This is a genomic window from Candidatus Uabimicrobium amorphum, assembly GCF_009002475.1.
Lineage (GTDB): Bacteria > Planctomycetota > Uabimicrobiia > Uabimicrobiales > Uabimicrobiaceae > Uabimicrobium > Uabimicrobium amorphum.
Genome location: NZ_AP019860.1, coordinates 1,192,901 through 1,214,928, shown reverse-complemented (window position 1 = coordinate 1,214,928; position 22,028 = coordinate 1,192,901). Strand labels below are relative to the sequence as shown.

Annotated in this window: 17 protein-coding genes; 7 read left to right on the top strand and 10 right to left on the bottom strand. The window is 38.9% G+C overall.

Going from position 1 to position 22,028, the window contains the following annotated elements:
- Positions 1 to 44 precede the first annotated feature (44 nt).
- Positions 45 to 1,409, top strand: a complete 1,365-nt coding sequence (hflX, locus tag UABAM_RS04205) for a GTPase HflX (RefSeq protein ID WP_151966748.1) — start codon at positions 45 to 47, stop codon at positions 1,407 to 1,409.
- Positions 1,406 to 2,911: an ATP-binding cassette domain-containing protein gene (locus UABAM_RS04200; RefSeq protein WP_151966747.1), complete on the top strand. Its 1,506-nt coding sequence runs from the start codon at positions 1,406 to 1,408 to the stop codon at positions 2,909 to 2,911. The genes hflX and UABAM_RS04200 overlap by 4 nt, the downstream gene beginning before the upstream one ends.
- Before the next feature lie 148 nt (positions 2,912 to 3,059).
- On the opposite strand, the gene UABAM_RS04195 is transcribed toward UABAM_RS04200, so the two are convergent.
- Positions 3,060 to 6,215 carry a protein kinase domain-containing protein gene (locus UABAM_RS04195; protein ID WP_151966746.1) on the bottom strand — a complete coding sequence of 1,052 codons (3,156 nt, stop codon included), beginning with the start codon at positions 6,213 to 6,215 and terminating at the stop codon, positions 3,060 to 3,062.
- Positions 6,216 to 6,401: 186 nt separating this feature from the next.
- Here UABAM_RS04195 and UABAM_RS04190 point away from each other — a divergent pair, with 186 nt between their 5' ends.
- Complete coding sequence (locus UABAM_RS04190; RefSeq protein ID WP_151966745.1) at positions 6,402 to 7,016, top strand: protein phosphatase 2C domain-containing protein; 615 nt, start codon at positions 6,402 to 6,404, stop codon at positions 7,014 to 7,016.
- Between the two features lie 85 nt (positions 7,017 to 7,101).
- On the opposite strand, the gene UABAM_RS04185 is transcribed toward UABAM_RS04190, so the two are convergent.
- The 4 genes from UABAM_RS04185 to UABAM_RS04170 form a co-directional block, all read right to left on the bottom strand.
- Entirely contained in the window at positions 7,102 to 7,668 is a 567-nt protein-coding gene (locus UABAM_RS04185) for a hypothetical protein (protein ID WP_151966744.1), read from the bottom strand.
- 270 nt (positions 7,669 to 7,938) lie between these two features.
- Complete coding sequence (locus UABAM_RS04180; RefSeq protein WP_151966743.1) at positions 7,939 to 8,205, bottom strand: hypothetical protein; 267 nt, start codon at positions 8,203 to 8,205, stop codon at positions 7,939 to 7,941.
- A gap of 49 nt (positions 8,206 to 8,254) precedes the next feature.
- On the bottom strand, positions 8,255 to 10,846 hold the full coding sequence (locus tag UABAM_RS04175) for an AAA family ATPase (RefSeq protein ID WP_151966742.1): 2,592 nt from the start codon (positions 10,844 to 10,846) through the stop codon (positions 8,255 to 8,257).
- A 7-nt stretch (positions 10,847 to 10,853) separates the two neighbouring features.
- Positions 10,854 to 12,305 (bottom strand): lipid II flippase MurJ, encoded by a 1,452-nt coding sequence (locus UABAM_RS04170; protein WP_173013126.1) that lies wholly within the window; start codon positions 12,303 to 12,305, stop codon positions 10,854 to 10,856.
- A 99-nt stretch (positions 12,306 to 12,404) separates the two neighbouring features.
- Between UABAM_RS04170 and UABAM_RS04165 the strand changes: the two genes are divergently transcribed.
- The 4 genes from UABAM_RS04165 (at position 12,405) to UABAM_RS04150 (ending at position 16,062) form a co-directional block, all read left to right on the top strand.
- On the top strand, positions 12,405 to 12,803 hold the full coding sequence (locus UABAM_RS04165) for a hypothetical protein (RefSeq protein WP_151966740.1): 399 nt from the start codon (positions 12,405 to 12,407) through the stop codon (positions 12,801 to 12,803).
- 9 nt (positions 12,804 to 12,812) lie between these two features.
- The gene (locus tag UABAM_RS04160; protein ID WP_151966739.1) at positions 12,813 to 13,271 is read left to right on the top strand and encodes a hypothetical protein; all 459 of its coding nucleotides are present in this window, start codon (positions 12,813 to 12,815) and stop codon (positions 13,269 to 13,271) included.
- 61 nt (positions 13,272 to 13,332) lie between these two features.
- Complete coding sequence (locus UABAM_RS04155) at positions 13,333 to 14,298, top strand: YheT family hydrolase (RefSeq protein ID WP_173013125.1); 966 nt, start codon at positions 13,333 to 13,335, stop codon at positions 14,296 to 14,298.
- A 483-nt stretch (positions 14,299 to 14,781) separates the two neighbouring features.
- Positions 14,782 to 16,062: a protein kinase domain-containing protein gene (locus tag UABAM_RS04150; protein ID WP_151966737.1), complete on the top strand. Its 1,281-nt coding sequence runs from the start codon at positions 14,782 to 14,784 to the stop codon at positions 16,060 to 16,062.
- A gap of 90 nt (positions 16,063 to 16,152) precedes the next feature.
- Here UABAM_RS04150 and UABAM_RS04145 read toward each other — a convergent pair whose 3' ends face one another.
- The 5 genes from UABAM_RS04145 to UABAM_RS04125 form a co-directional block, all read right to left on the bottom strand.
- On the bottom strand, positions 16,153 to 16,896 hold the full coding sequence (locus tag UABAM_RS04145) for a patatin-like phospholipase family protein (RefSeq protein WP_151966736.1): 744 nt from the start codon (positions 16,894 to 16,896) through the stop codon (positions 16,153 to 16,155).
- Between the two features lies 1 nt (position 16,897).
- Positions 16,898 to 17,674, bottom strand: coding sequence for an enoyl-CoA hydratase-related protein (locus UABAM_RS04140; RefSeq protein WP_151966735.1), 777 nt, complete (start codon positions 17,672 to 17,674; stop codon positions 16,898 to 16,900).
- Between the two features lie 5 nt (positions 17,675 to 17,679).
- A complete protein-coding gene (locus UABAM_RS04135) occupies positions 17,680 to 19,149 on the bottom strand; it encodes a protein kinase domain-containing protein (RefSeq protein WP_151966734.1) in 1,470 nt (489 codons plus the stop codon).
- An 18-nt stretch (positions 19,150 to 19,167) separates the two neighbouring features.
- Entirely contained in the window at positions 19,168 to 20,952 is a 1,785-nt protein-coding gene (locus tag UABAM_RS04130) for a phosphohexomutase domain-containing protein (RefSeq protein ID WP_151966733.1), read from the bottom strand.
- A gap of 121 nt (positions 20,953 to 21,073) precedes the next feature.
- A complete protein-coding gene (locus UABAM_RS04125; RefSeq protein ID WP_151966732.1) occupies positions 21,074 to 21,997 on the bottom strand; it encodes a Type 1 glutamine amidotransferase-like domain-containing protein in 924 nt (307 codons plus the stop codon).
- Positions 21,998 to 22,028: the final 31 nt, after the last annotated feature.

Sequence of the window (22,028 nt, the reverse complement as noted above, 5' to 3'; positions counted from 1 at the left end):
GACCACAATCCCTTTATGCCTACACAAAACTAAAGGGAAACCAGATGAAATTCCATTCAAAACCCGTTGCAGAACACACAGAAGTTCCCACTGATGATAAGTGGGAAGAAATTGTCGCCTACTGGAACCAGCGCGAAGATACCACAAAGCAAAGTGGTACAAAACACAAAAACACTTGCTATGTCCTTTCGGTAAGCTACACGCGCGACGTAAATGTACAACAAGCCCAACTCTCTGAAATCACTAGTCTTGTCAAAGCTCAGGGAGGTCACATTGTTGGTGAAGAGGTCTACTACTTAGCGAGACATGACTCGCAAACTCTTATTGGCAAAGGTACTGCACAAAATATCGCCGCTCGTGCACATGAGTTAGGTGCGAATATGTTGGTGGTGGATGCCGAACTAAGTCCTTCACAAATGCGTAACTTAGAGGATGCGTCGGGTATTGCTATTTGCGATCGTGAAGGTATTATCCTCAATGTATTTTTGCGTCATGCCAAAACGCGTAGTGCCAAAATCCAAATCGAAATTGCGCAACTACAGTACCTACGTCCGCGAATACGCGGTATTGGTATGGATATGGATCAGCAAGCCGGAGGAATAAGCGGTAGCCGTGGCGCGGGAGAAACAGCCTCGGAGCTATTGGCGCGTAAACTCGACGGACGTCTTGCCGAACTCAAGAAAGCGCAAAAAAAGATTGAACGCGTCGGTAGCAAGCATCGCAAACAGCGCCATAATAGTAAGCGCATAACTCTTCTTGGTTACACCAATGCCGGTAAAACTTCCTTAATGAACGCCCTAGTAGGAGAACAATTGTCGTCGCGCAATATGCCTTTTGAAACGCTCGACACCACGTCGCGCTCTTTGAGTCGCCACGGTGGAGATGTCATTATCAGTGACACAGTTGGTTTCATTCGTCGTTTACCCAAAAGTCTATTGCCCAGTTTTGAATCGACATTGGCAGAGATTTGCGACGCGTCGCTCTTGGTCGTTGTTATAGATCTTTCTGACTACGAATGGTGCGAGCACTTACGAATCGTTCATCAAATGATCGACAAACTACACGCTCAAAAAATACCTCGTTTTTATGTGTTTAATAAAACAGATCGCGTACAAAATATGCCCTCATTCGAAATGTTAAATACGTTAACGTACGACCATAAATGCGTAACTCTGAGTAGTAAAGACGACGAGGCAGTTACTCAACTGAAAGACAAACTCTTACAAGCAGTACGTAGTGAAGAGCAAACATTGGAGATTAGCGTTCCGCACACAGCAAGCCATGTTATGTCGTTAATTTATGGCAAAACACGCATTTTGCATAGCGAAGCCACGGAACAACACATGCAATTTTCTATACAAGCACCTGTACACATCGTTGCCAAAATAAAACAGGAGCTACGAAAATGAAAACGCTGATTGAAACGAGAAACGCCTGTGTTGTCACCGATGAAAAACGCACAATCGTACAAGAACTCAACATGTGTCTGTCACAAAAAGAACGTGTGGCGATCATCGGACGCAATGGTGTGGGTAAGTCGACTTTGCTCAATGTATTTTCGGGCAAAAAAAGTTGCGAAAGCGGCAAGGTCATTTTGCATACGAGTCCGTATTTTGTGGAGCAGCAATTTCAGTTAAGCAGTGTAAATGTTTCTGACGTATTACAACAATTACAAAAATATCCACGGCATCTTGTAGAAAAAGAGCTGCAAGCACTACAATTGAGACCTTTGGCACAACTTGTTATGCAAACTAGTGTTAGCCATGGCGAGTTTCGCAAAATAAAACTCATTATGGCGAAATTACAACAGCCACAGCTAATTATTTTGGATGAACCCACACAAGACTTAGATACATGCGGCATTGCGTGGCTAAGTTCATGGCTTTCAAAATGGCAAGGTGCTGTAATTGTCGTATCTCATGACCAAGAATTGTTGTGTGACTTTAACGATTTCTTCATTGTCGCCGAAAGTGGCTGTCGCTATTTTTGTGGTAGCTTTGCTCAGCTGCAAGAGATGCTGGAAAAAGAATATGTTGCGACCCAAGAGCATTATTTACGTAATTTGCGCAATATGATCAAAAAAGAACAACACACCCATCATATCGCAAGACGTAAAGCGCGTAAAAAACGCTACGGACGCATAAGCGAACTAGATCGCGCGACACCAAGACAAACGCTAAACCAAAAACGCGATGACGCACAATGCCAACACGGCAAAGCGAAAAAAATTCGTGAACAGCGTATAGAAGCGTTGCGCTCGTGGACCAAAGATACGCGCCGCGCTCTTCACGTTGAATTGCCGTTAGTTGCGCCGCAACGCGAAATCGTGAAATCACAGCAGAAATGTCCCGTAGTTGTTTTAGAGAATGTAGGTGTATTCTTCGGTGAAAGGCGTATTCTATCACCAATTTCTCTGTCTCAACTTTGGGAACGGACGGCCGTGGTAGGTGCCAATGGAAGTGGTAAGACAACTCTGTTGCGTGTCATGATGCAAGAAATCATTCCACAACAAGGAAAGGTAGCAACACAAAAGGAGCGAATAGGTTATATTGCACAAAACGCAAACAACTGGAAAACCGAGGAAAGTCTGTGGCGTAAAATATCAAGATATGTAGATTCTTTAGAAATTGCGACACAAATACTTATTGCTCACAAGTTTCCTCTGGCACTTGCAAAAAGACCACTGAACTCATTGAGTCCAGGGGAGCGAATACGCGCCGCTTTGATTTGTTTGTTTCAGCAACCAAACATTGAATTGCTAATTCTGGATGAACCCAACACCCAGCTAGACTTTCTAGGACAAAAAGCGTTGGTTCGTGCCTTACAAGAATGGCCGGGTGGCTTCGTCATTGCTAGCCACAATCGTTCGTTTTTAAAACAACTTGCGATAGATCGAACTTTACAATTGTAACAACACGGAAGTGTTGTTTTTATAAAACTCAATTCTATAACGCATAACGTGCATGCATCTATCTTTTACACCGTGCGTTGTAGGGGCGGACCTAGTGTCCGCCCGTTCCCTCAAATGCCAGTGGATACCCGTTTTCAAGTCCACCACATTATTCTTGTTCTATATTTGTCGATGGCAATGCTTTTTTGAGCCTATCAATACCAGCCTGTGTCGCTTTTGTCCCATGAATGAGAATGTATTCAAGTTGCTTTAAACTTTCCAAATGTATCAGACCTGCATCGCTAATATTAGTGCCATAGATAGGCAAATCCCTAAGTCCAGTAAGGCTTTTCAAGTACATCGCCCCTTTATCGCCAATTTTGGTTTCATACAAGTGTAAAGACTCAATATTTTCCATATCTTTGAGGTAACGCAATCCGTCATCATTGATGCTGGAGCCTGCAAGGTTTAAAATTCTTAGCGAAGTGAGAACGGTTAAATTTTTCAAGTCTTCTGGTTTAAAGTTTATATACCGTAGGTCTAAATTAACGAGTTCCGTTAGTTGTTTTAAATAGACAAATCCTTTACCACTTACCTTTGTTCCCGGTATACTAAAATACTTGAGTTTCTTTAAATTTGAGAGATGCCGTAATCCTTCATCTGTTATTTTTGTTGCGTCAAGAGCAAGAGTATGGAGGTTTTTACATTTTTTTAGAAACAGACATCCCTTGTCGGTGATGATTCGATCATTCAGTTTAACACTGGAAAGATTAGGTAATTTCAGCAGATGACGTAATCCTTTATCTGTTACTCTTGTACTAACTAAATCTAATTCACTAAGGGTAGGGTAAGAAGTGATAAATACTAAATCTTCATCATTGGTGCGCGAACTAATTTTGCGGCGTACTTCAGCATTTGCCTCTGCGCTACTGAGATGAGTCAACTTCTTACGTTTCTTTAATTTTTCTTTGTTTTTCTCAAGATAAGTGGCTATTTCTTTGCGAAAATAATCATCTTCTGTTGTATAAGGATTATCCTCCGCGAAATTTCGCATAAAAATATTCCATCGTTCAAACTTTTTGATAAGATCAATGGTGTCGTCACTTTCCATTGGTATTTGGGCAAAATCTTCACGCATGCGCTCTAATTTTGTATTTAACTCGCGATAAAAAGGCATTTGTGATAAATTTTTCACAACGCGAAACCCGCGAAATTTTTCTTTGTCTTTTGCCAGACATTTTTTGCGTTCGCCACATTTCCCCAGCTCAAGTGTAAATGGCCATGCTCCTCCACGAATCACTTTTACCAAGCTTTTCGAAATATTCACCGGATTTAGCGCATCTTTTTTGGGATACTTTGCATAACTGTCTTCACACCATTCAAAAACATTACCTGACATGTCGAATAACCCAAAAGCATTGGGAAGTTTTTGTCCAGTATTTTGACTCTTTTTTCCTGAGTTTTTCGCATACCACATATAAGCATCGCTTTTTTCACTTCCCCAATAATAATCACTTTCTTGGCCAGCACGACACGCATATTCCCACTGCGCTTCTGTAGGTAATTCAAATTTTGTTTTCTTACAAAATTCTTTTGCTTCGTACCATGATACACTATCAACAGGTCTTCTACTTCCTTTAAAAAAAGAAGGCCTTGACTTCATCACTTTCGCCCATTCTCTTTGGCGAACTTCATATTTTGACATCAAAAATGGATCAAGAGTAATCCTCTGCCCTTTTCTAAAAAATATTCCTCCTGGTACAAGAACAAAACGTATATCGGTTTTTTTATGGAGAAATCGCATTACTCGATGGCGAATTCCCGCACATGAATACTCCCTTTCTTTACCATACTTAAAACCCTTCAGAACAGCTTTGTATTTTTTCCGAGGAGAAATTTCAACTTTCTTTGGTGTTTTGTCCTCTTCACGGAAAACCTTTTCTCCTGTTTTATTTATTTTATTATCTTTGCTAATCGATGTTTCCATCACATCTAGAGGTTTTCCCTGGAGCTTGTCGTTCTCTCCTGTTTCCTCAGTGAGGGTTTCTTCGCTATTCTTTGTTGGTGATTCTTTTGTCGGAGAGTCTTTAGATTCTTCTTTCACAGATCCATCCTGCTCTTTGTAAAAAGAGTTATTCTCTAATGTCTCGGTAGGTTTAGTTTCCGTGATACGATTCATGTCTTCGTTCGGTTGTTTACTGGATAAATCCTCTTGGGCGACATCCTCTCGATTTATTGAATCCGTCCCCTGAGATATCGAACCAGAGAAAAAAGAAAAAAGAATTACGGTCACCAATAGAATACCGGTGATAGACAATATTTTTTTGTAGGGAGGTTTCTGTTGTTGTTTTTGTTTTATTCTACGTGAGCGCAAATTTCGGTACTTGCTCTCTAACTCTTTTAGAATTTCTATCTGTTGACGTTTCAGAGATGTTGGTTGCCAACCTGTTATTTGAGTATCTTGTGTATTAGAAAGGAGCTTTTCGTAAGCTTCTTGCAATTTGAGAGTAACTTCCGCACAACTCTTTGTCCGCAGAGAGTGCTTTTTTTCCAAGCATTCCTCTACTATTTGCGAAAGATTTTGATAGATATTTTTATGAGGAACGTCAGGCATCTTTTCCATAATAGATGGTATTTTTCGTTCACAAATAGCCCCAAATGTAGCGATCATGGTTCCAGAGTGAAAAGGAGATTGGGGGAGCCATAAGAATAATTGATAAAGGACTATTCCAAGAGGAAACACATCGCTATTGCGAGTGGTTGTTCCATCTATTTGCTCTGGGCTTATATATGCCGGTGTTCCCATAAACGATTTGGGAGCTGTAAGGGTTTGTAGATTATGTTCGAAAGATTTTGCGATACCTAAATCTAAAATTTTGATCAAGCGATTTTTTTCATCGACAATGATATTACCTGGCTTTATATCACGATGAATAATGCCCGCGGTATTGATCACTTCTATTGCTCTCGCTATTTGAATCGCAATAGCTATTTGTTCTATTGACGATATCACACCTGACTTTGTTTTAATAAAATCTTGTAAAGAAATGCCAGAAACCCATTCCATCACCATGTAGCAAACATCTTTTTCTTCGAAAAAATCATAAGCTTTGACTACATTTGGGTGCTCAATGGTACTTAAAAAATAATACTCGCGCCGAAACCTTTCCTTACTTTGGTCATTGGCTCGCGAAAGAATGATTTCTTTAACAGCAACTTTGCGATTGTTTTTTTGCTTATCTTTTGCCAGATGAACCTTACCCATACCTCCCTGGCCAATGACTTTTAACAATTCGTATCGTTTATTCAAGATGTTTAGTTTCATATTATCCCTCGCATAATACAAACCTCTGGCCTAATTTTTTTGTATCTATTATACAATTAAACTCAAGTTTCACACTTGTTTTCTACTTTCGTAGTGGGCGAAGATGTTTTTCATTTATGGTATAATAAAAAAGTTGTACCAAAATATGCTCACTCGCAAACCATCTCATCAATTTAGGGATCAAACATGCAATACAAAATTTTGTCGCAAACGACAAACACGTACAATGAAGACCGTGCCCAGGTAATTCTCCGACAAGGTTTTACCATTTTCATCGTAGCCGACGGTGCAGGTGGCACTGGATGTGGAAACCGCGCAGCCCAGAATACCATTGATTACATCTCCGATATGGAAATCACAAAGCTCAATGTAAAAAATCCACGATATTGGGAAACGGTCATCACAGATATCGATTCGTATTTGATTTCCCAAAACCATGGAGGTGAAACCACAGTTGTCATTGTAGCAGTTTGCGACAATGTCATATACGGTGCGAGTGTTGGAGATTCCAGCGCGTGGTTGATTAAAGAAAAAGACCAAATTGTCGATATAACAACGGCACAAGTTCGTAAGCCTTTAGTTGGTTGTGGAAGAGTAAATCCCACTGGTTTTGGGTCAATTCGCATGGAAGGATTTTTGTTGTTAGCAAGTGATGGACTGACAAATTATATCACGCTGGACAAAGTTACGGAAACAGTTATGAAACATGGTATAGATGCGGGATTTCCCTTAGTTGACTTGGTACGCCTTCCATCAGGAAATTTATGGGATGATATTACGGTAATTATTGCCAAAGGATAGAGTTTTGTAAGCATGTATAGATCAAGACTTTGTTTGGTCAAACGATTAAAATCATTGATATTCTAACTCTGCAAGCAAAGATATCTTATTCATTAAAAATAAGACCGACAAAAAATGCTAACACAATTGCCAATAATGCGGGTGCCGGGTTGTTGTATATATAAAAAAATGGCATACCCATAGCTAATCCTATCCCAAAGGTAAGAACAAATCTAATGTCGCGATTCAACTTAGAAGTACGAATAAACGATGTTAGTACTACTGCCATAAGAATAGCTAACGCACTGTAATACATTTGTGTTTGCAATAATGCGCCTTTTGCAATATCCCCGCCCTTGTATGCTAATTCTCCTCCGATCACTGCACAGAAAATGCCAAACATAGCGGCTAATATATTGTAGGAAATCAGCTCTTTTTTACTATGTTTAGGTGCTACAAAAATACCTAAAATAGAGATAAAAGTTATGGAAAAAGAGATAGCGTACAATGTTATGACAAGTAAATATTCGGCATTGAAATAATCACACCAAAACCGACCTATGTATATGGCTCCCACCGTGGCAGCGAACAGAGCTTTTAGACCGATAATAACAAGACTTATAAATTCATATCCCTCTTTTATATTTTGCAGCGGACCTCTTTTGTTTTTCATCGTTATTCCTTTTTGCTATTTGGAAACTGGTGTCGATCTGTATTGGAGGGGACGGGCGGACACTAGGTCCGCCCCTACAACGCACTGTGCAAAAGGTAGATATCTTTCGTGCGATATCCATTCGTGCAAACAACTGATTTTGGATTCGTTGGAAACGTGTATCCATCTGTATTTGAGGGAACGGGCGGACACTAGGTCCGCCCCTACAACGCACTGTTTTACAGATAGATATCTTTTGTGCGATAACCATCAGCGCAAATGGTTGGCGTTCTATTCTTCTTTGTCAAAAGATTTTAGAGCCGCGACTTTTTGTCGCGCTTCATTTCTCTCCATCCTAAACACAATAGCAAGGTATGTAAGAAATACACAAGTGATCACCAAGGTAATAATCGTTACTTGACACATGTCTTCGTTTAAACGAGGTTGTCTTCCCGTCAGCAATGCAGACACAACTTCAGCAGTTACGATAACAGAAGGTATTATTTTTGGCAATATCGCAACAATATACATAATTGTAGGGATTAAGATTTTTCCCATAACCTAATTCCTTTCTTCAAAAGTTTTACGACTCTTTTGATGGTAATCACTAGTTTTTCATTAAGTGCAGCGCTCTTTTGAAATGAAAAGAGCGTTGCAATTTTTGATTGAGTTCCACTGACTTTTTAAAAGATTGCAGACTTATGTCTTTTTTTCCGCCCAATCGTTGCACCATACCGTATTCAAAATATACATCCGCTAAAAAATAGTTATCTTGCATTTGCTGTGCTTTCTCTTCTAACTTTTGCATAAGAGCTATTGCCTTTTCGGTATTGCGTGTGTAAGCAAATAAACGTGCGAAACACAACTTGACGCGGTCATTTTTCCAACTGGCACCTAAGCTTTTCCAAGCTTTACGGCTGTATTCTACATATTTTTGGACACCATTAAAGTTCTTTTGTTGCAAATTTGCCCGAGCGATTAGATGGTAACATTCCGCAGACAAATAACTATCGCGAATATTATTGGCGTATTCTAGAGCTTTGGCCGCCAACTGGTAAGCCTCGTCGGCCTTACGCTCGAAAACTAATTTGTAAATGCCCAGCCCATACGTACCATAACCAAATGCCCTCTCATCTCCCATCTCATTGCCTTTGGTTCGTATCGAGTTGAATAGTTTCACTGCTTTTTCTTTGTTCTCCGCTTCCATCGCAATGAAAGCAGCGAGATAATCATGACAAAATCGAAGATGGTTATCTTTCAATTCTTTCACCGTAGAGGTTTGTAATAGCTCATTGGCTTTCGTGATATTTTTTGTGTACAAAGCCATTTCAGCGCAGTACAAAGAGGCCTGCACAAACTCTTTGGTTTGTTTGAATTCTTTAAAGGAGTGCATGGCCATTTCTAAGTTACTTTGCGCTTCTTCCCATTTTCCAAAATAAAAATCTAAGGCACCACGACAAGCCATCGCCATGGGTTTTAATATCTCTCTATTTGTAGAGATTTCCTCATATTTATTCAAGTAACCATTTGCTTTACCAAAATTGTTTTTCTCTAACTCGAGCGAAGCCAACGCCAAAAAGATCTCTTCATTGGGCTTTGATAATTTTTTTTGCAAATTACGTAGCGCATCTCGGGCCTCACGGTGTTTGTGCTGTCCATACAAACACAATCCTTTTCCTCGCGCAATGCTTTCTTGTTCGTCTTTTGCTGTTGCGTTACCTTTCGCTTCGGAAAAGTTTTCCAATGCTTTCTTATAGTTACCAAGCTGATAATTCGTAAGCCCGGTCGCGATGAGTACTTTACAAAAAATACTCTTTTTTGACACCTGCGCGTAGGGAAGTACTTTGGTGTAATAGTCCAAAGCCTGGGAAAATTTTCCCTGTTCATAAAGCATTTCACCTGCCTGCACGGCATAGAGTAAAAGTTTCTTTTTTTCTTGCGCTTCAAAATACAAATCGGCAATAAATGGAAAATCTTTGGCGCGTTTCTTCTCAATAATTTTCGCCATTTTTAAATAGGCTTTGATTAGCTGCTTTTCTTCGATGCGCTTAATAATTTCTTCTGATATATTCTCGCTGGAAATACTATAAAGACTATCTTCGCCAAAAATATATTTTTGATTGGTCAATTCCTCTAGAACGTAGGGAAGTTGCGCGGATGCTAACCCTGTTACTTCGCTCAATATTTCACTATCAAGACTACGCTTACTCATAGCAATCGCCCGCAATATTTCTTGTTGATACTTACCCTGCTTTGCTAAATTGCTAATGAGCATTTCTTCTACTTCTTTGGGAATTTGGTGAAAAAATAGTGGTGAAATTTCAATAGACCACTTTCCTCCCTCGCAAAATAAGAATTTCTTCTTCGCGAAGTCTTGAACAAAGGCTTGTATGCGGTAGGGGTTTCCATTACTGTTCTTATATAGCATTGTTGCCAAATCGGTGCTTACTTCAACATTTTCGCCAACGATCGATTGAATAAAACCAGGAATATCGCGAACAAGAAAAGGAGAAAGTTTTACCTCTTTGAGTCGACCCGTACGAAACATGGTCGGTAAAGCTCTTTGTAAACCGTTTTCTCCGGAGCTTTCGTCGCCATGATAACAAAATAGAAAAAGTAGACGATCTCCCGCATCGATATCGTTTAGAAAATGAATTAGGAAATCAGCGCTGTTACGGTCGATAAAGTGGATATCTTCGATAACAAAACACAGTGTACTTTGCTGGGCGTGTGAGCGAATGTATCCGCATATACTTTTGTAAATAACACTCAAATCTGATTCGACGTCAAAAAAAACATTTTCCACGGATTCTTCTGTATAGTTGGACATCGCAAAATCGATAAATCTATAATCTAAAGTTCCTCCGGGTGTTCCAACATGGTTTTCTTTTTTCAACTGTGGGCATGTCTTATGGATGCGGAAAATGGTTTGTGCTATGCGCAGAAAAGGTTGTAACAAATCGTCTTTTTCACAAGTGATTTCGAAATAATATGATTCGGGAAACTTCGCTTGGCGATATTGGTTTAGTTCGTCTTTTAAGCGTGTTTTACCTAGACCTTGCTCACCATGCAAGAGAACAAAGTTGGGTTCACCGTTATTGGCCTTTTCTAGATAATCTTTCAAGGACGAAAATTGTTTGTCGCGAGCAGTTAATTTCGCGGGCTTTAATTCTTCAATTTTTTTGTATTCTTTACTCATTTCACACCTAGTTGACAGTTTTTGTCAGTAAATAATTTCCAGCATCTAAAATATGGCGTAGCATAAACAGGCAGCATAGCACTAAAAAACAAGCAGTGGTAAATAAAGATGCTCCCCAAAGTGTCAACAGCTTTTGTCCGATAATATAAATAAACAAATACAAGACACTCGTTGTGTACTTGAGCATTTTGCCGCTCTGTAAATATTCATAAGTTATTTTCATGTAGGATTTGGCACTAAAAATCTGACTTACAAACATCGCTAAAGGTAAACCATATACACCTAACGTGGGCATAAATATACAAATAGATATAGCAAAAATACAAATATACCAGAGCGAGATAAATAGAAAGTTGCTCCCTTTTTTTAACGCAAATGTAATTTTTGCAAAAGGCAATTGAATTGCCCAAACTACATTGTAGGGAACCAATATTATAAACAGATAATACAGCACGTCAAGTTGTTGTGTCGAAACTTTTTCGCCAAACGCCAAGCTGTACAATGGTTTAAATATCCAAACATTGCCCATAGTAAGGAGTACAAAAAGTACCATATTGGTCTTGAGTGTAATGGCCAACAAATTACCTAACTCACGACGTTTATCTTCCGCAATCATCTGTGATGCTTTTGCATACAGAACACTTAACGTCGGGGAATTAGATACAGAAGCAATGTACTTGAACAAACGTTGGGCATAGTGGAATAGAGTGATATGTCCTGTAGGAAAAAAAGATAGCAAGTTTGATACGATTAGTGTTTCACTATGGTAAATATATTTTCCTACATAGAATGGTAAGCTCTGGCGAAATAATTGCCTCAAGTCACTATTGTAAAACGGATTTTTCCATTGAAAACGACTACAACGCATGAAGTATAAGTAAATGATAACAAAATTTACCACTGTTCCCAAGAGAAATGAATACACCAAAGCATAAATTCCCCAGGTAGCCGAAAAAAAGATTAAGGCGATAAAATTGGCGATGGGAGTAATCAGACTCAATTGATAATGAATTTTTAAATACAAATTGGCGACCAAAATTTGGTTTACGATGTTATACATGACATTAAAAAAAAGTGCCACAGACCAGATTTCCATCATTTGCGCTGCTAATAGGGCCTTTTCCTCCGTAAAACCTAAGGAAAATATTTTGACAGCAGAAAAAGAAAAAAAATATAAAAGTACACACACACTGGACATGAGTAGTGTAAAAAAGATAAGTACAGACCCCACCAGTTGGTCTGCACGATCACTATCTTCATTTTTTAATTGTGAGTAAAATGGCACATAGATATCCGCGATTGTGCTGACAAGTAGAATCGCTAGGTACTGAATAACACCAAGAACAATCAAGTACACATCGGTCTCTAAACCTGCGCCAAAAAATTGTAAAAAAATGATCTGGTAAACAATAGCAATAAGTATTTTTAATATGTTGAGGAAATTTAAAGTAAAAACCAAATTTTTTTCTCCATGTGAATTGCAAAATTGGCATTGAAATTTGCCACATTTGTGTATAATAGTTGCTTATTACAAGACAATAAATGTAAGGATTTCCGGATGAACAATTTACAAAGTAATGTAAAAAAGCTGAGTATTGCCGTATACGCACTTCTCATTGTGAGTGTATTTAATTTGACAATGCTCGTGATTCGCACCCCACAACAACAAGAACATGACATTTTATGGGAAGAAAGTTTACAATCGAAAATTCAAGAATTACAAAGCAATTTAGATTTACTCAATAAAAAAATTAACAACTTGCAACAAGAACTTCCTCAAGTATCTGATTATACAACGACCTTGGAAAACTCCATGCAGCAAAGCGTATCTTTGATTTTAACAAACATCGAAACAAAGAGAAATAAGTTCAAGCATCTTACCAAAAAAATTAATGATTTGAGCAAGGATATCTCGACTCTCAAAAAGCGCTTTGCATCCATGAAAACAAAAAAATAGGAGAACAATATGGCCAAAAAGAATCCAGTAACCGCCATACAAGAAGCCATAGAAGAAGAAGAAAAGGAACAACAACCGCGCAAAATACGTCTGTATACAATAATTGTCGGGCTGTGTTGTCTAGTCAACCTCTTTATTTTACCTATGTCGGCTACCCCTAATAACCAAACATTGTCCGATACAGAAATTCCCATAGAGATAGACGAAAGTATTGAACAAATTCGTCAAAATATTACAGAAATGGAAAAATCTGTAGAAAATTTTGCAAGTAATGTGCCACAGCCGTCACAAGTAAAGTCACCTTTCGAAAAGAAAATGGGAAAAAGTATTGAACTTATCGTTCAACGACTTCTCGATATGGAAACAAGTTTGAACGCGATTACCGAAAGTGTAAAAGAAATACGCAAAGAAGTTGTATATTTAGAGCAAAAACAAATTGAAATAAAAGAAGATCTTCGCAAAAAATAGAAGCAGGGACATCGTTGGTAATTGAATGATGTCTCTAGTTACTATGATCACGGATATAAATATGTTAAGACAACAACAAGAATTTGAAACAAGTACATGGCTAACAAACGGCCATATCCAAACCTTAGCTTCGCAGTTATGGCCAAAAAACTTAAAATATATGTTTTGGAACCCATGTCAAAGACATTACGTAGATACGGCAACGAACGATGTTTTAGTGGTAGATACTTATACACCAAAACACGTAGATGTTAAAGCCGATCTACTTATTGTTCCGGGAACAGACGGTTTTGCTGGCTCATATTATATTTTACGTATGGTTGATCGTTTTTGCCAAAGTGGTTTTCGTGTCCACTGCATGAATCTTCGAGGATGTGGGCGTGAGTATTTTTTGTGTAAAAAACTTTACCACATCGGTTTATGGCAAGACATTTTACTTGTGGCAAACAACGTAAGAATTGCAGATAATTTGTTTATCTTGGGACTATCTCTGGGAGGACATATACTTCTCAACTTAGCTGCTAGAGCAGACATCCCCGATTTCATCAAGGGGATCGCCACAATATCAGCTCCTCTCGACTTTACAACAACGCCCAAGTGGCAATACAATGTATCACAATTTTATCATTGGTATTTTCTAAGACTTTTAATGAGAATTTACGGCCGTTTGCATCGTCATGTATCGACAGAACCAATCGCAAAAATCAATGATTTAGAAGATTTCAACCATAAGATAATGGCTCCCATGCATGGATATCAAAGTTCTTTAGAATACTATCGCGAAAATAGTGTATGTTTTCAAATAGACAAAATCAAAACGGACACATTGATGATATTCGCAAAAGACGACCCGGTAATTCCAGCAAATCAATATCAAAAATTTTCACCAGATATACACAAAAATTCAAATATAAAACTCCTGCTATGTGATTATGGTGGCCATGTGGGTTTTATAGGCGAAGAAGACTTTTGGGCGGAAGATCACGTACATCGTTTTTTTCATTCCCTGTTAAAAAAAGTATCGTAAGATATTTTCTACTTGGTAATAAAAGAAATTCTGATTGCTGTATGAAACTGCATAACAAAATGGTTTTGCAATTTTGACCGTAAGCAACTACAGGTCGACACATTACAAGACTAAGTTGTACACTTACAACAGCAAGTTGAAGCAGATTCATTCTAATAAAACAACAGCCAATTGTTAAATACGGGTCATCTCAGTGAAAATGGGATTCACAAATGAAAATCTATTTTCATTGCACGTTTCCTACTTTCATAGGGATGATCATACCCGACACGCTATTCGACAAAATGCATGTTAGCTTTGTAGTTGGTTATTGGCAATGACAAATGACAAAATTGCAAATACTTTCACGTTGTTTATCATAAACATCTTGTTTTCTGCCACAAATTTTCAGATAATAGCCTCTCCTACGTCTAAATTACTCAATTCGTTTTGTTGTTTGTTCCAGGTAACCTTATCGTGGACCATGTAGTGGAAGGTCTTTTCATGAAACCTTTGCTAATGTTAGCTCTTGTCATACTAATTATTTTGACCATATATTTATATCGTATCGTACCATGGCTACGTCTTGTACTTCGTCAACCAGATGTGGTTTTTCTCATTGGATGTAGTAAAGAAGTACTACAAAAATTAAAAGCTATGCTCAAAGGGTATGAATTACATCTCGTCACTGACATTGACGACTTCTATCCTTATCACAAGAGGTTGTGCTTATTTATTATCGAACTAGATGAAAGCAAATCGTATCCTCTAAACATATATGATATTTTCAAAAAAGAAACCAAGGAAAAAAAACGCGCCCCCGTCCTTTTCGTCGGCAAACAAGTCAATGAACTTCAATTGAAACAGTGGAAATATCGTGGACATGATTTTGTTTATGCCGAAGAACTCGATAGCAATCAAGATCTTTTTATGGACAAAATGGAAAAATTAATTGGTAAAAGACGACCCGCCTTGTTGCCCAAAAAAGGTACAACATTTCTCGGTAAATACCGTGTCACTAAAGAATTAGAGCGCAACTCTGTTTATTGTAAATTCGCAGGAACGGCGACGGGAAACAACATACCTGTAGATTTGTATTTTCTACCTTCAGAATATTGGGCAGAAGAAATTAAACAGCGTCTACGCAAAATCGTAGATGCTTCAGAACTAGAAGATTTTTCTTTGTACACAGTTCTCGAAAGTCAGAACGATAGTCATTCGCGCTGTTTTGTACTGCACAATTACGAAGGCATAACATTAGAAGATTTTGTCCGAAAAAAGGGTAATCTCAATATGTTAGAGGCCAAAATCATTCTTCTACAACTCGCCAAAGGTGTACAGGCCTGTCATAGCATAGAGCTATATCATGGTAACATCGTACCTGAGAACGTATTCATTCCCTACGAAAGAGGAACAAAGACGCCTGATATTGCTGCGATTAAATTGTATGGCGTAGAAAAGTGGCCGCGCTATAAAAAATTAGCCGGAGCAAAAATGATCAATACCAGTCGCATTGCAAAAAATAGTTTAGAGCTGGCAGAATATTTTCCTCCCGAATACCTAGAAGATAAGCCTTCAAAACGCTACGACCTATTCCAACTAGGAGCATTGATTGTGTTTATACTTCGCGGAAGAATCCCCTACATGCAAACGGGCAAACACCAACCGAAGACCACGCAGGACGTACCGGAGCTGAGTATAAGTGCCATAGAAAGTGCCAATTCTGAAGAACAATTGGAAAAAGTGGCCAATTACTTTATGGGGGTTGATGGGGAAAAACAGTAGACGTTGAGTTATGGTGTCATCCTGCAAAAGCAGCCAGGGGCAAATTTTTATTGCTGGTTTCCCGCTTACGCGGGAATGTGCTTTACCAAACTAAATGATAATCCGTCCATCTCCAATAGGCATATCCATGGCTTTTTGCATGGCAATGTAGGCATGATTGTAGGCACTTTCACCATTTTGCAATTGATAAGGTCCTACACTAGGTAAAGAAGTCAAAACTAATGTCACCATATTTTCGCGCTGCGGAATGCGCTTAAAAAGTCGCGAATTGTTGTTGTGATTTCGCGGGAGAAGGTGGTGGTAGAAGATGCGCTCGCCCTTTTCCATGGAGCTTAGACCGCCATGATCACGAATTCCACCATCTAAAAAAGGTTTTTTCTTAATCCACACAGGGTGAAACAAAAAAGGTACCGCGCATGAGGCTCGTATTGAGCGTACAATATCCCCTGATTCAATCACTTTGGTTTTTTGTAGTAAAGCATCATATACGGAAATAGAGACCGGAAAACGGCACGCCTTAAAATCAGTAACCGGCATAAAGCTACGTAATTTTTTGTCAAATAACTTACCTTTTAAAAGTCCAAGACCCAGTCCAGGATCCCAAAAGTCTTCGCGTTGTAAAGAAAATAACTCGCCACTCATATTATTTGCCGAAACACCAGCCCCCCAACAAGCTGTAATGAGTGCTCCAGCACTGGAACCGCTTGCTCGTTGGGGAACTAGCTTTTCTTCTTCTAAAAGGGTGATAATACCACAATGGGCAAAAAAGCCAAAGAAGCCTGATGACATGGCCAGCGAAAATTTTTGCTGTTGCAACCAATCGCGCAAAGTCATGTTACTTGCCAACAAAACTTGCCTTTCTTTTTTGTACAAATGCCTCGATACCTTCTTTGCGATCTTCGCTAGAAAAGCTTTCCGCAAATAAGTCCGCTTCGAACTCAATAGCACGCGATATATCCATATTTGAGCCCATATTAATGGCTTTTTTACATAAGGACACTGCCAAAGGTGCCTTCGAGGCGATGGTCTTTGCCATTTCCACGCTTTTCGCCAACAGTTCCTCTGGAGTATACACGGCGTTTACCAAACCAATACGATGTGCTTCTTGTGCATCGATAGTATTTCCTGTATAAATTAGCTCGCGGGCTTTTCCTGGCCCCACAGTTCTCGTAAGACGTTGTGTACCACCAAAACCAGGAATGATGCCTAAATTCACTTCTGGCTGTCCAAATTTTGCTTTCTCAGAGGCAATACGTATATCACATGCCAAAGCCAGCTCACACCCACCCCCCAAAGCATAGCCATTCACTGCAGCAATGACCGGCGCATGAAAATTTTCAATACTTTCAAAAATAAGTTGTCCACTTCGAGCAAATTGACGCGATTGAAGAGGAGTCATGCCATCCATTTCTTTAATATCAGCCCCCGCAACAAAAGCTTTCTCTGATCCGGTCAGAATAACGCAGCGGATTTCGCGTGTGAGATGCTCGGTGAAAACGTGTCGCAACTCAGACAGCACTTCTTGGTTGAGAGCGTTGAGAGCTTTAGGACGCTGTAAAGTTACCGTTGCAATATTTTCTTGTATTTCGCATGTTAAATTTTTGTATTCCATGACTTTTATTCCTGTATTGTTAAAAGTTTTTCAAATAATGATTGCAAGGAGGTTCGTTGTTGTGGATCTACAGTAAAACACTGTATTAACGCCTCTGAGAATTCTTCGTTGATACCGGCTTTTAAAAGTTTTTCTTTTAATTTTGCCCCCAGAGCAAAGTGCTGGTAGTGAGAATGGAGTTCTTCAAAACTCTGTACGTCGCTAAACAACGTGCTATTTGTCAGCATATAACAACAAATCATCGCAAAAGAAAAAGTATCTGCTTGAGGAGTGATTTGTTCCAAATCCGACAGCTCTGGAGCAATAAAGTGGAATTGTCCTTCCTTTTTTTGTTTTTGGTGTGTTGCCTCACTGATCAAAAACGGATTCTCATTGAGAGGGTAATCTCTTATTTTTACAAGTGTTCCAAAAGGATAGGGCACTAATAAAATTTTATGTGGATTCAAATTACAATGAGTAATTCCACGCAAGTGTAAGTATTTAATCGCGACCAAAATTTGATAGGCTATATTTTTAAATATATGCACTGCAATAAACTTTTGGTTGTTGCGTATTAATTCCATATATTTGGCTAAGGAAAAACCAGGATTGTATTCGTTTACTCTGCACAGAAACGTTTGTCCTTGATGTTCCAGTATGTGCATGCGAATAATTTGGCTTAGGTTCAAATGCCCAATAGACGCGGTTTCTTCTAATGAAGAAAAATCCTGATTGGCAATGTCTTCATTGCGTGGATATAGAAAAGTTTGCCTTTCAATTTGTAACAAACGATAGTTGTGAAATAATTCATCGAGTAAGGCATTTTTTCCTTCAAAATGATTCAGATCTTCAAAAAACTTTTTGATTGTTACCAGGTGATCTCCTGAATTATCAAAGGCGATGTATGTTTTCCCGCTTGTACCACTCCCTAAACTTCCCACAAGATTATACAGCAATTCCTCTTTTTCTTGTGGCTCTGCATGAATATAATGGTTTTCCCCTGGAGAGGAAAAGAGATAAGGCGTTTCTTCGTAAAGATAACAGTTGGAATCTTCCGAGAAAAATGTAATCTGATGAGTTTTATCTTTCGGAAAACTGAACACCGACAAATTTTGTAATAAACTAAAATTACATGGATGCTCGTTGACATACACGGTGTTGTTATTGTTTTTGTGTTTGATAAAACCAGAGATTCCTTCTATGGGAAGATAAACGAGCCAACCTGTACGCCTTGAAACACGAGGATCAGCAACAGGTAGCGCAATATCAGGTTTTGGTGAGTTATCTTGAGGTAGACGCCCAAAAGAATAAACTCCATAATGTTTTAGTTTCTCTTGCCAATTATTCGAAGACTCAATGGAAGCTGCCAAGTCATCCGATAACTCGATTTTGTTAGACTCCAAAAGAGGAGACTGAGTCAGTTTTTGAATCAAAGGCACAAAGAAATTTGTGGTATCTTCACTAAAATGGAAAAGGTTTAACAGTCGAACGGCCATTCTTGAAGCTCCAATATTTTACAGACTAGACTTTTGTAGAGAGAGTTCTTCTTGCAACTCAACAAGAGATACTCCTTGGTCTGTGTAAGATTTTAAAAACTCTATTGTTTCTGATATAACTTCGACCAGACGCTCTTTTGTTTGCGCTTCAAACTTATAAGTAAACTTTGGAGAAGTTTGCGAAGCTCTTACAAGTAAAAAACTATTGTCATCAAACACAACGCGAATTCCATCCACATCAATAAGCTCCGTTATTTTTTGTGAAAATTGCGTTGGATTCTCTTTCTGTTGTGCGATAACTTTTTTAATATCGCAAATAATGTCTTCTTTCGCCTGATCCTCATACGGTGAAGCTCCCCGTACCTCGTTAGACACTGGTCGCCAGGAAATAGCATTAAATAAATCAACTATCTTGTAGCTTTCCTGCTCTGCAATAAAATTTTCTTTTGCTTCATAGTCTCTAATTGTGTCCACAATTTGCAACAATTTAATTGCGGAGAAAATTCCATCATCGACCATCGCCTGTGGAACATTTTTGCATGTTGCGTAAAAAAAGTGACCTGATGCTTCTGCAGAAGTGTATGTCTTCTTTATATTTTCGAGTTGTTGACGCGTCTCGACGTCACAATCATCTTGTAAACGCGTAAGTTTTTCTATTTGTCGACGAACATAGGAACGGTGATTAGGATAACCACAAGGAATAAATTCGCTCACAATACCATACTTCTTTTGCTGATGATACTCAGAAATCAATTCACCAACAACAGCAGTGCCTCTTACATCTAGAGCCAAGCCTACATGTTCATTTTGTGCATGCAAGTTCTGCAAGCCCAGTTTATTTTCTAGTAGAAAACGAATATAAAAAATTGCGAGTATGCGCTCTGGGTAAATCACATTTCCGTCCTCAGCGATGACACCTGAGCGATCACCATCGCCATCAAAAACCGCAGCAATCCATGGTTGCTCACCTGGCTCTAAAGAACTATTGAACTCCCGAACTTTATCTTGGGCCATTTTTATGCCATCTTGTTTGGAAGGGTCTGCAGGGTGGTTGGGAAACTCGCCATGCAGGTCAGTAAACATTTCGTAAACCTCCACGCCCAGGGCACGCAGTATTTCCACGGCCTTACATCCTAAGCCATTTCCAGCATCCAACACCACGCGAAATGGTGTGGTAAATTTTTGATCATTAGGTAATATAGGTGCGAAATAGTCAATCATAGCTTTTTGGTACTCTTCATTGACATAATTTATCTCATTTACTTCACCACCTTCGCAATTTTTCTCTACCTGATCTTCGACAATGTTGCGGTGTATTTTTTTGAGATTTTCCCCGTATAAGGCTTGAGGAAAACCGTTCACATCAGGATTTCCTTCGTCATCTTGTTTACTAGTTATCTTGAAACCATTGTTGTAATATGGGTTGTGCGAGCCTGTTATTTGGATAGCAATATCGTAAAGATCTTTACGTTGCAAGATAGTCCAACTCGTTGCCCCCGTTGGTACAGGATCACCATTGATATCAACTTTAGCCCCCGCATCTTTTGCCCCGTGGGCCAATGCTAACCTTAGAGTCTCTGACGTAGGTCGATGATCAGAGGTAATGAGGAATCGCGGAGTTTGCTGCTTAGATGTGTAACTTGATGCCAACGCCTGCCCAATAAGAAAAGCATCTTCTTCGCGTAAATTAATTTTGGGACTTTTGGCTGTTACCTGTGCGTCTCCTCGAATATCATAGCCTTTAAAAATATTGATATCGACAGTTTTTCGTAAAGATTCTGCTTTTTCCGCTAAAGTTTCCATATGACAACCTTTATTCAAGTAAAAGGAATTTTTTTACTAACCAAACAATTAACTTCTGCTGTAGGAACCATCTTTATTGAATGGTTTTATCCTGTGCCCTAAGAAAGGGCACGCGATAAAATTAATGACTTGATAATATTTGCTCGATGCTATCGTAACCTGATGGTTTTTGTGTCCAGTAATCTAAGATACCGTTTTGCACAATCCACGCACCATTGTACCCATCGTTAGATGTAATACGCACCATCATGTCTTGATCATTAAACACCCATTTACGACTATCATTATAGTAATGCTCAATTTTCATTCCTTGACGCGTCTTTATGTGAAAGCCATCTTCCTCTATATCCCAAGAACTATCAACAATAAATTGAATTACTTGATAGAAATTTCCGGAAGCTAAATAACCTTGTTCCACAGCAATTCCCGAGTCATTGGGCAGACCAAAAGCGGCACAATGTTGAAAACGTGCGGCGCATTCGTATATTTCTTGCTCTCGTCCCCACTCATGGTGTAAAGTAACCATTACATTTCGCGCCATACCAAAACCATAAGGGTTGTCTAAATTATGATCTATCGCTTCGGTTAAATATTCACATAGTTGGCTTGCTCCCGCAGAAAAACCAGCAGTTAACTTACCAGCACGTGCTCTTTCGTGTAGGATTTTGGCAAATAGATCTTCATCATTACAATAACGTCTTCCGAGTTCTCGATAGCGTTTAATACCAAGTAAACTGTTTCCACCACCCAGTATCACAACTTGAGAATCGCGAAGTTTTTGAAAAAGTACATCTAAATCATTGTTTGCAAGATGATCATTCCAGAAAAAAGTAGAGTATTCTAAACCCCACTTCTTAAATTGATCAAAGTACCAACGAAAATTTCCCCAACTGTAGTCTTGTTGATGCTGTTCTTTCATCGACATCGGAAGTTGAAAAATAGTTTTATTGTCATGACTTTTTAAAGCCGGTTCTATAATCCAATTGCGGTGTAAATATGGTGAACGATTGTGAGAGCTATATACTAGCGCTGTTGGCTGAAACATGAAAAATCCTTTCTTAGGCCATTATTGTATC

Bases quoted from the DNA above. Each gene is read 5' to 3' on its own strand.
- hflX (WP_151966748.1), top strand. From the start codon at position 45: ATGAAATTCCATTCAAAACCCGTTGCAGAACACACAGAAGTTCCCACT.
- UABAM_RS04200 (WP_151966747.1), top strand. From the start codon at position 1,406: ATGAAAACGCTGATTGAAACGAGAAACGCCTGTGTTGTCACCGATGAA.
- UABAM_RS04195 (WP_151966746.1), bottom strand. From the start codon at position 6,215: ATGAAACTAAACATCTTGAATAAACGATACGAATTGTTAAAAGTCATT.
- UABAM_RS04190 (WP_151966745.1), top strand. From the start codon at position 6,402: ATGCAATACAAAATTTTGTCGCAAACGACAAACACGTACAATGAAGAC.
- UABAM_RS04185 (WP_151966744.1), bottom strand. From the start codon at position 7,668: ATGAAAAACAAAAGAGGTCCGCTGCAAAATATAAAAGAGGGATATGAA.
- UABAM_RS04180 (WP_151966743.1), bottom strand. From the start codon at position 8,205: ATGGGAAAAATCTTAATCCCTACAATTATGTATATTGTTGCGATATTG.
- UABAM_RS04175 (WP_151966742.1), bottom strand. From the start codon at position 10,846: ATGAGTAAAGAATACAAAAAAATTGAAGAATTAAAGCCCGCGAAATTA.
- UABAM_RS04165 (WP_151966740.1), top strand. From the start codon at position 12,405: ATGAACAATTTACAAAGTAATGTAAAAAAGCTGAGTATTGCCGTATAC.
- UABAM_RS04160 (WP_151966739.1), top strand. From the start codon at position 12,813: ATGGCCAAAAAGAATCCAGTAACCGCCATACAAGAAGCCATAGAAGAA.
- UABAM_RS04155 (WP_173013125.1), top strand. From the start codon at position 13,333: ATGTTAAGACAACAACAAGAATTTGAAACAAGTACATGGCTAACAAAC.
- UABAM_RS04150 (WP_151966737.1), top strand. From the start codon at position 14,782: ATGAAACCTTTGCTAATGTTAGCTCTTGTCATACTAATTATTTTGACC.
- UABAM_RS04145 (WP_151966736.1), bottom strand. From the start codon at position 16,896: ATGACTTTGCGCGATTGGTTGCAACAGCAAAAATTTTCGCTGGCCATG.
- UABAM_RS04140 (WP_151966735.1), bottom strand. From the start codon at position 17,674: ATGGAATACAAAAATTTAACATGCGAAATACAAGAAAATATTGCAACG.
- UABAM_RS04135 (WP_151966734.1), bottom strand. From the start codon at position 19,149: ATGGCCGTTCGACTGTTAAACCTTTTCCATTTTAGTGAAGATACCACA.
- UABAM_RS04130 (WP_151966733.1), bottom strand. From the start codon at position 20,952: ATGGAAACTTTAGCGGAAAAAGCAGAATCTTTACGAAAAACTGTCGAT.
- UABAM_RS04125 (WP_151966732.1), bottom strand. From the start codon at position 21,997: ATGTTTCAGCCAACAGCGCTAGTATATAGCTCTCACAATCGTTCACCA.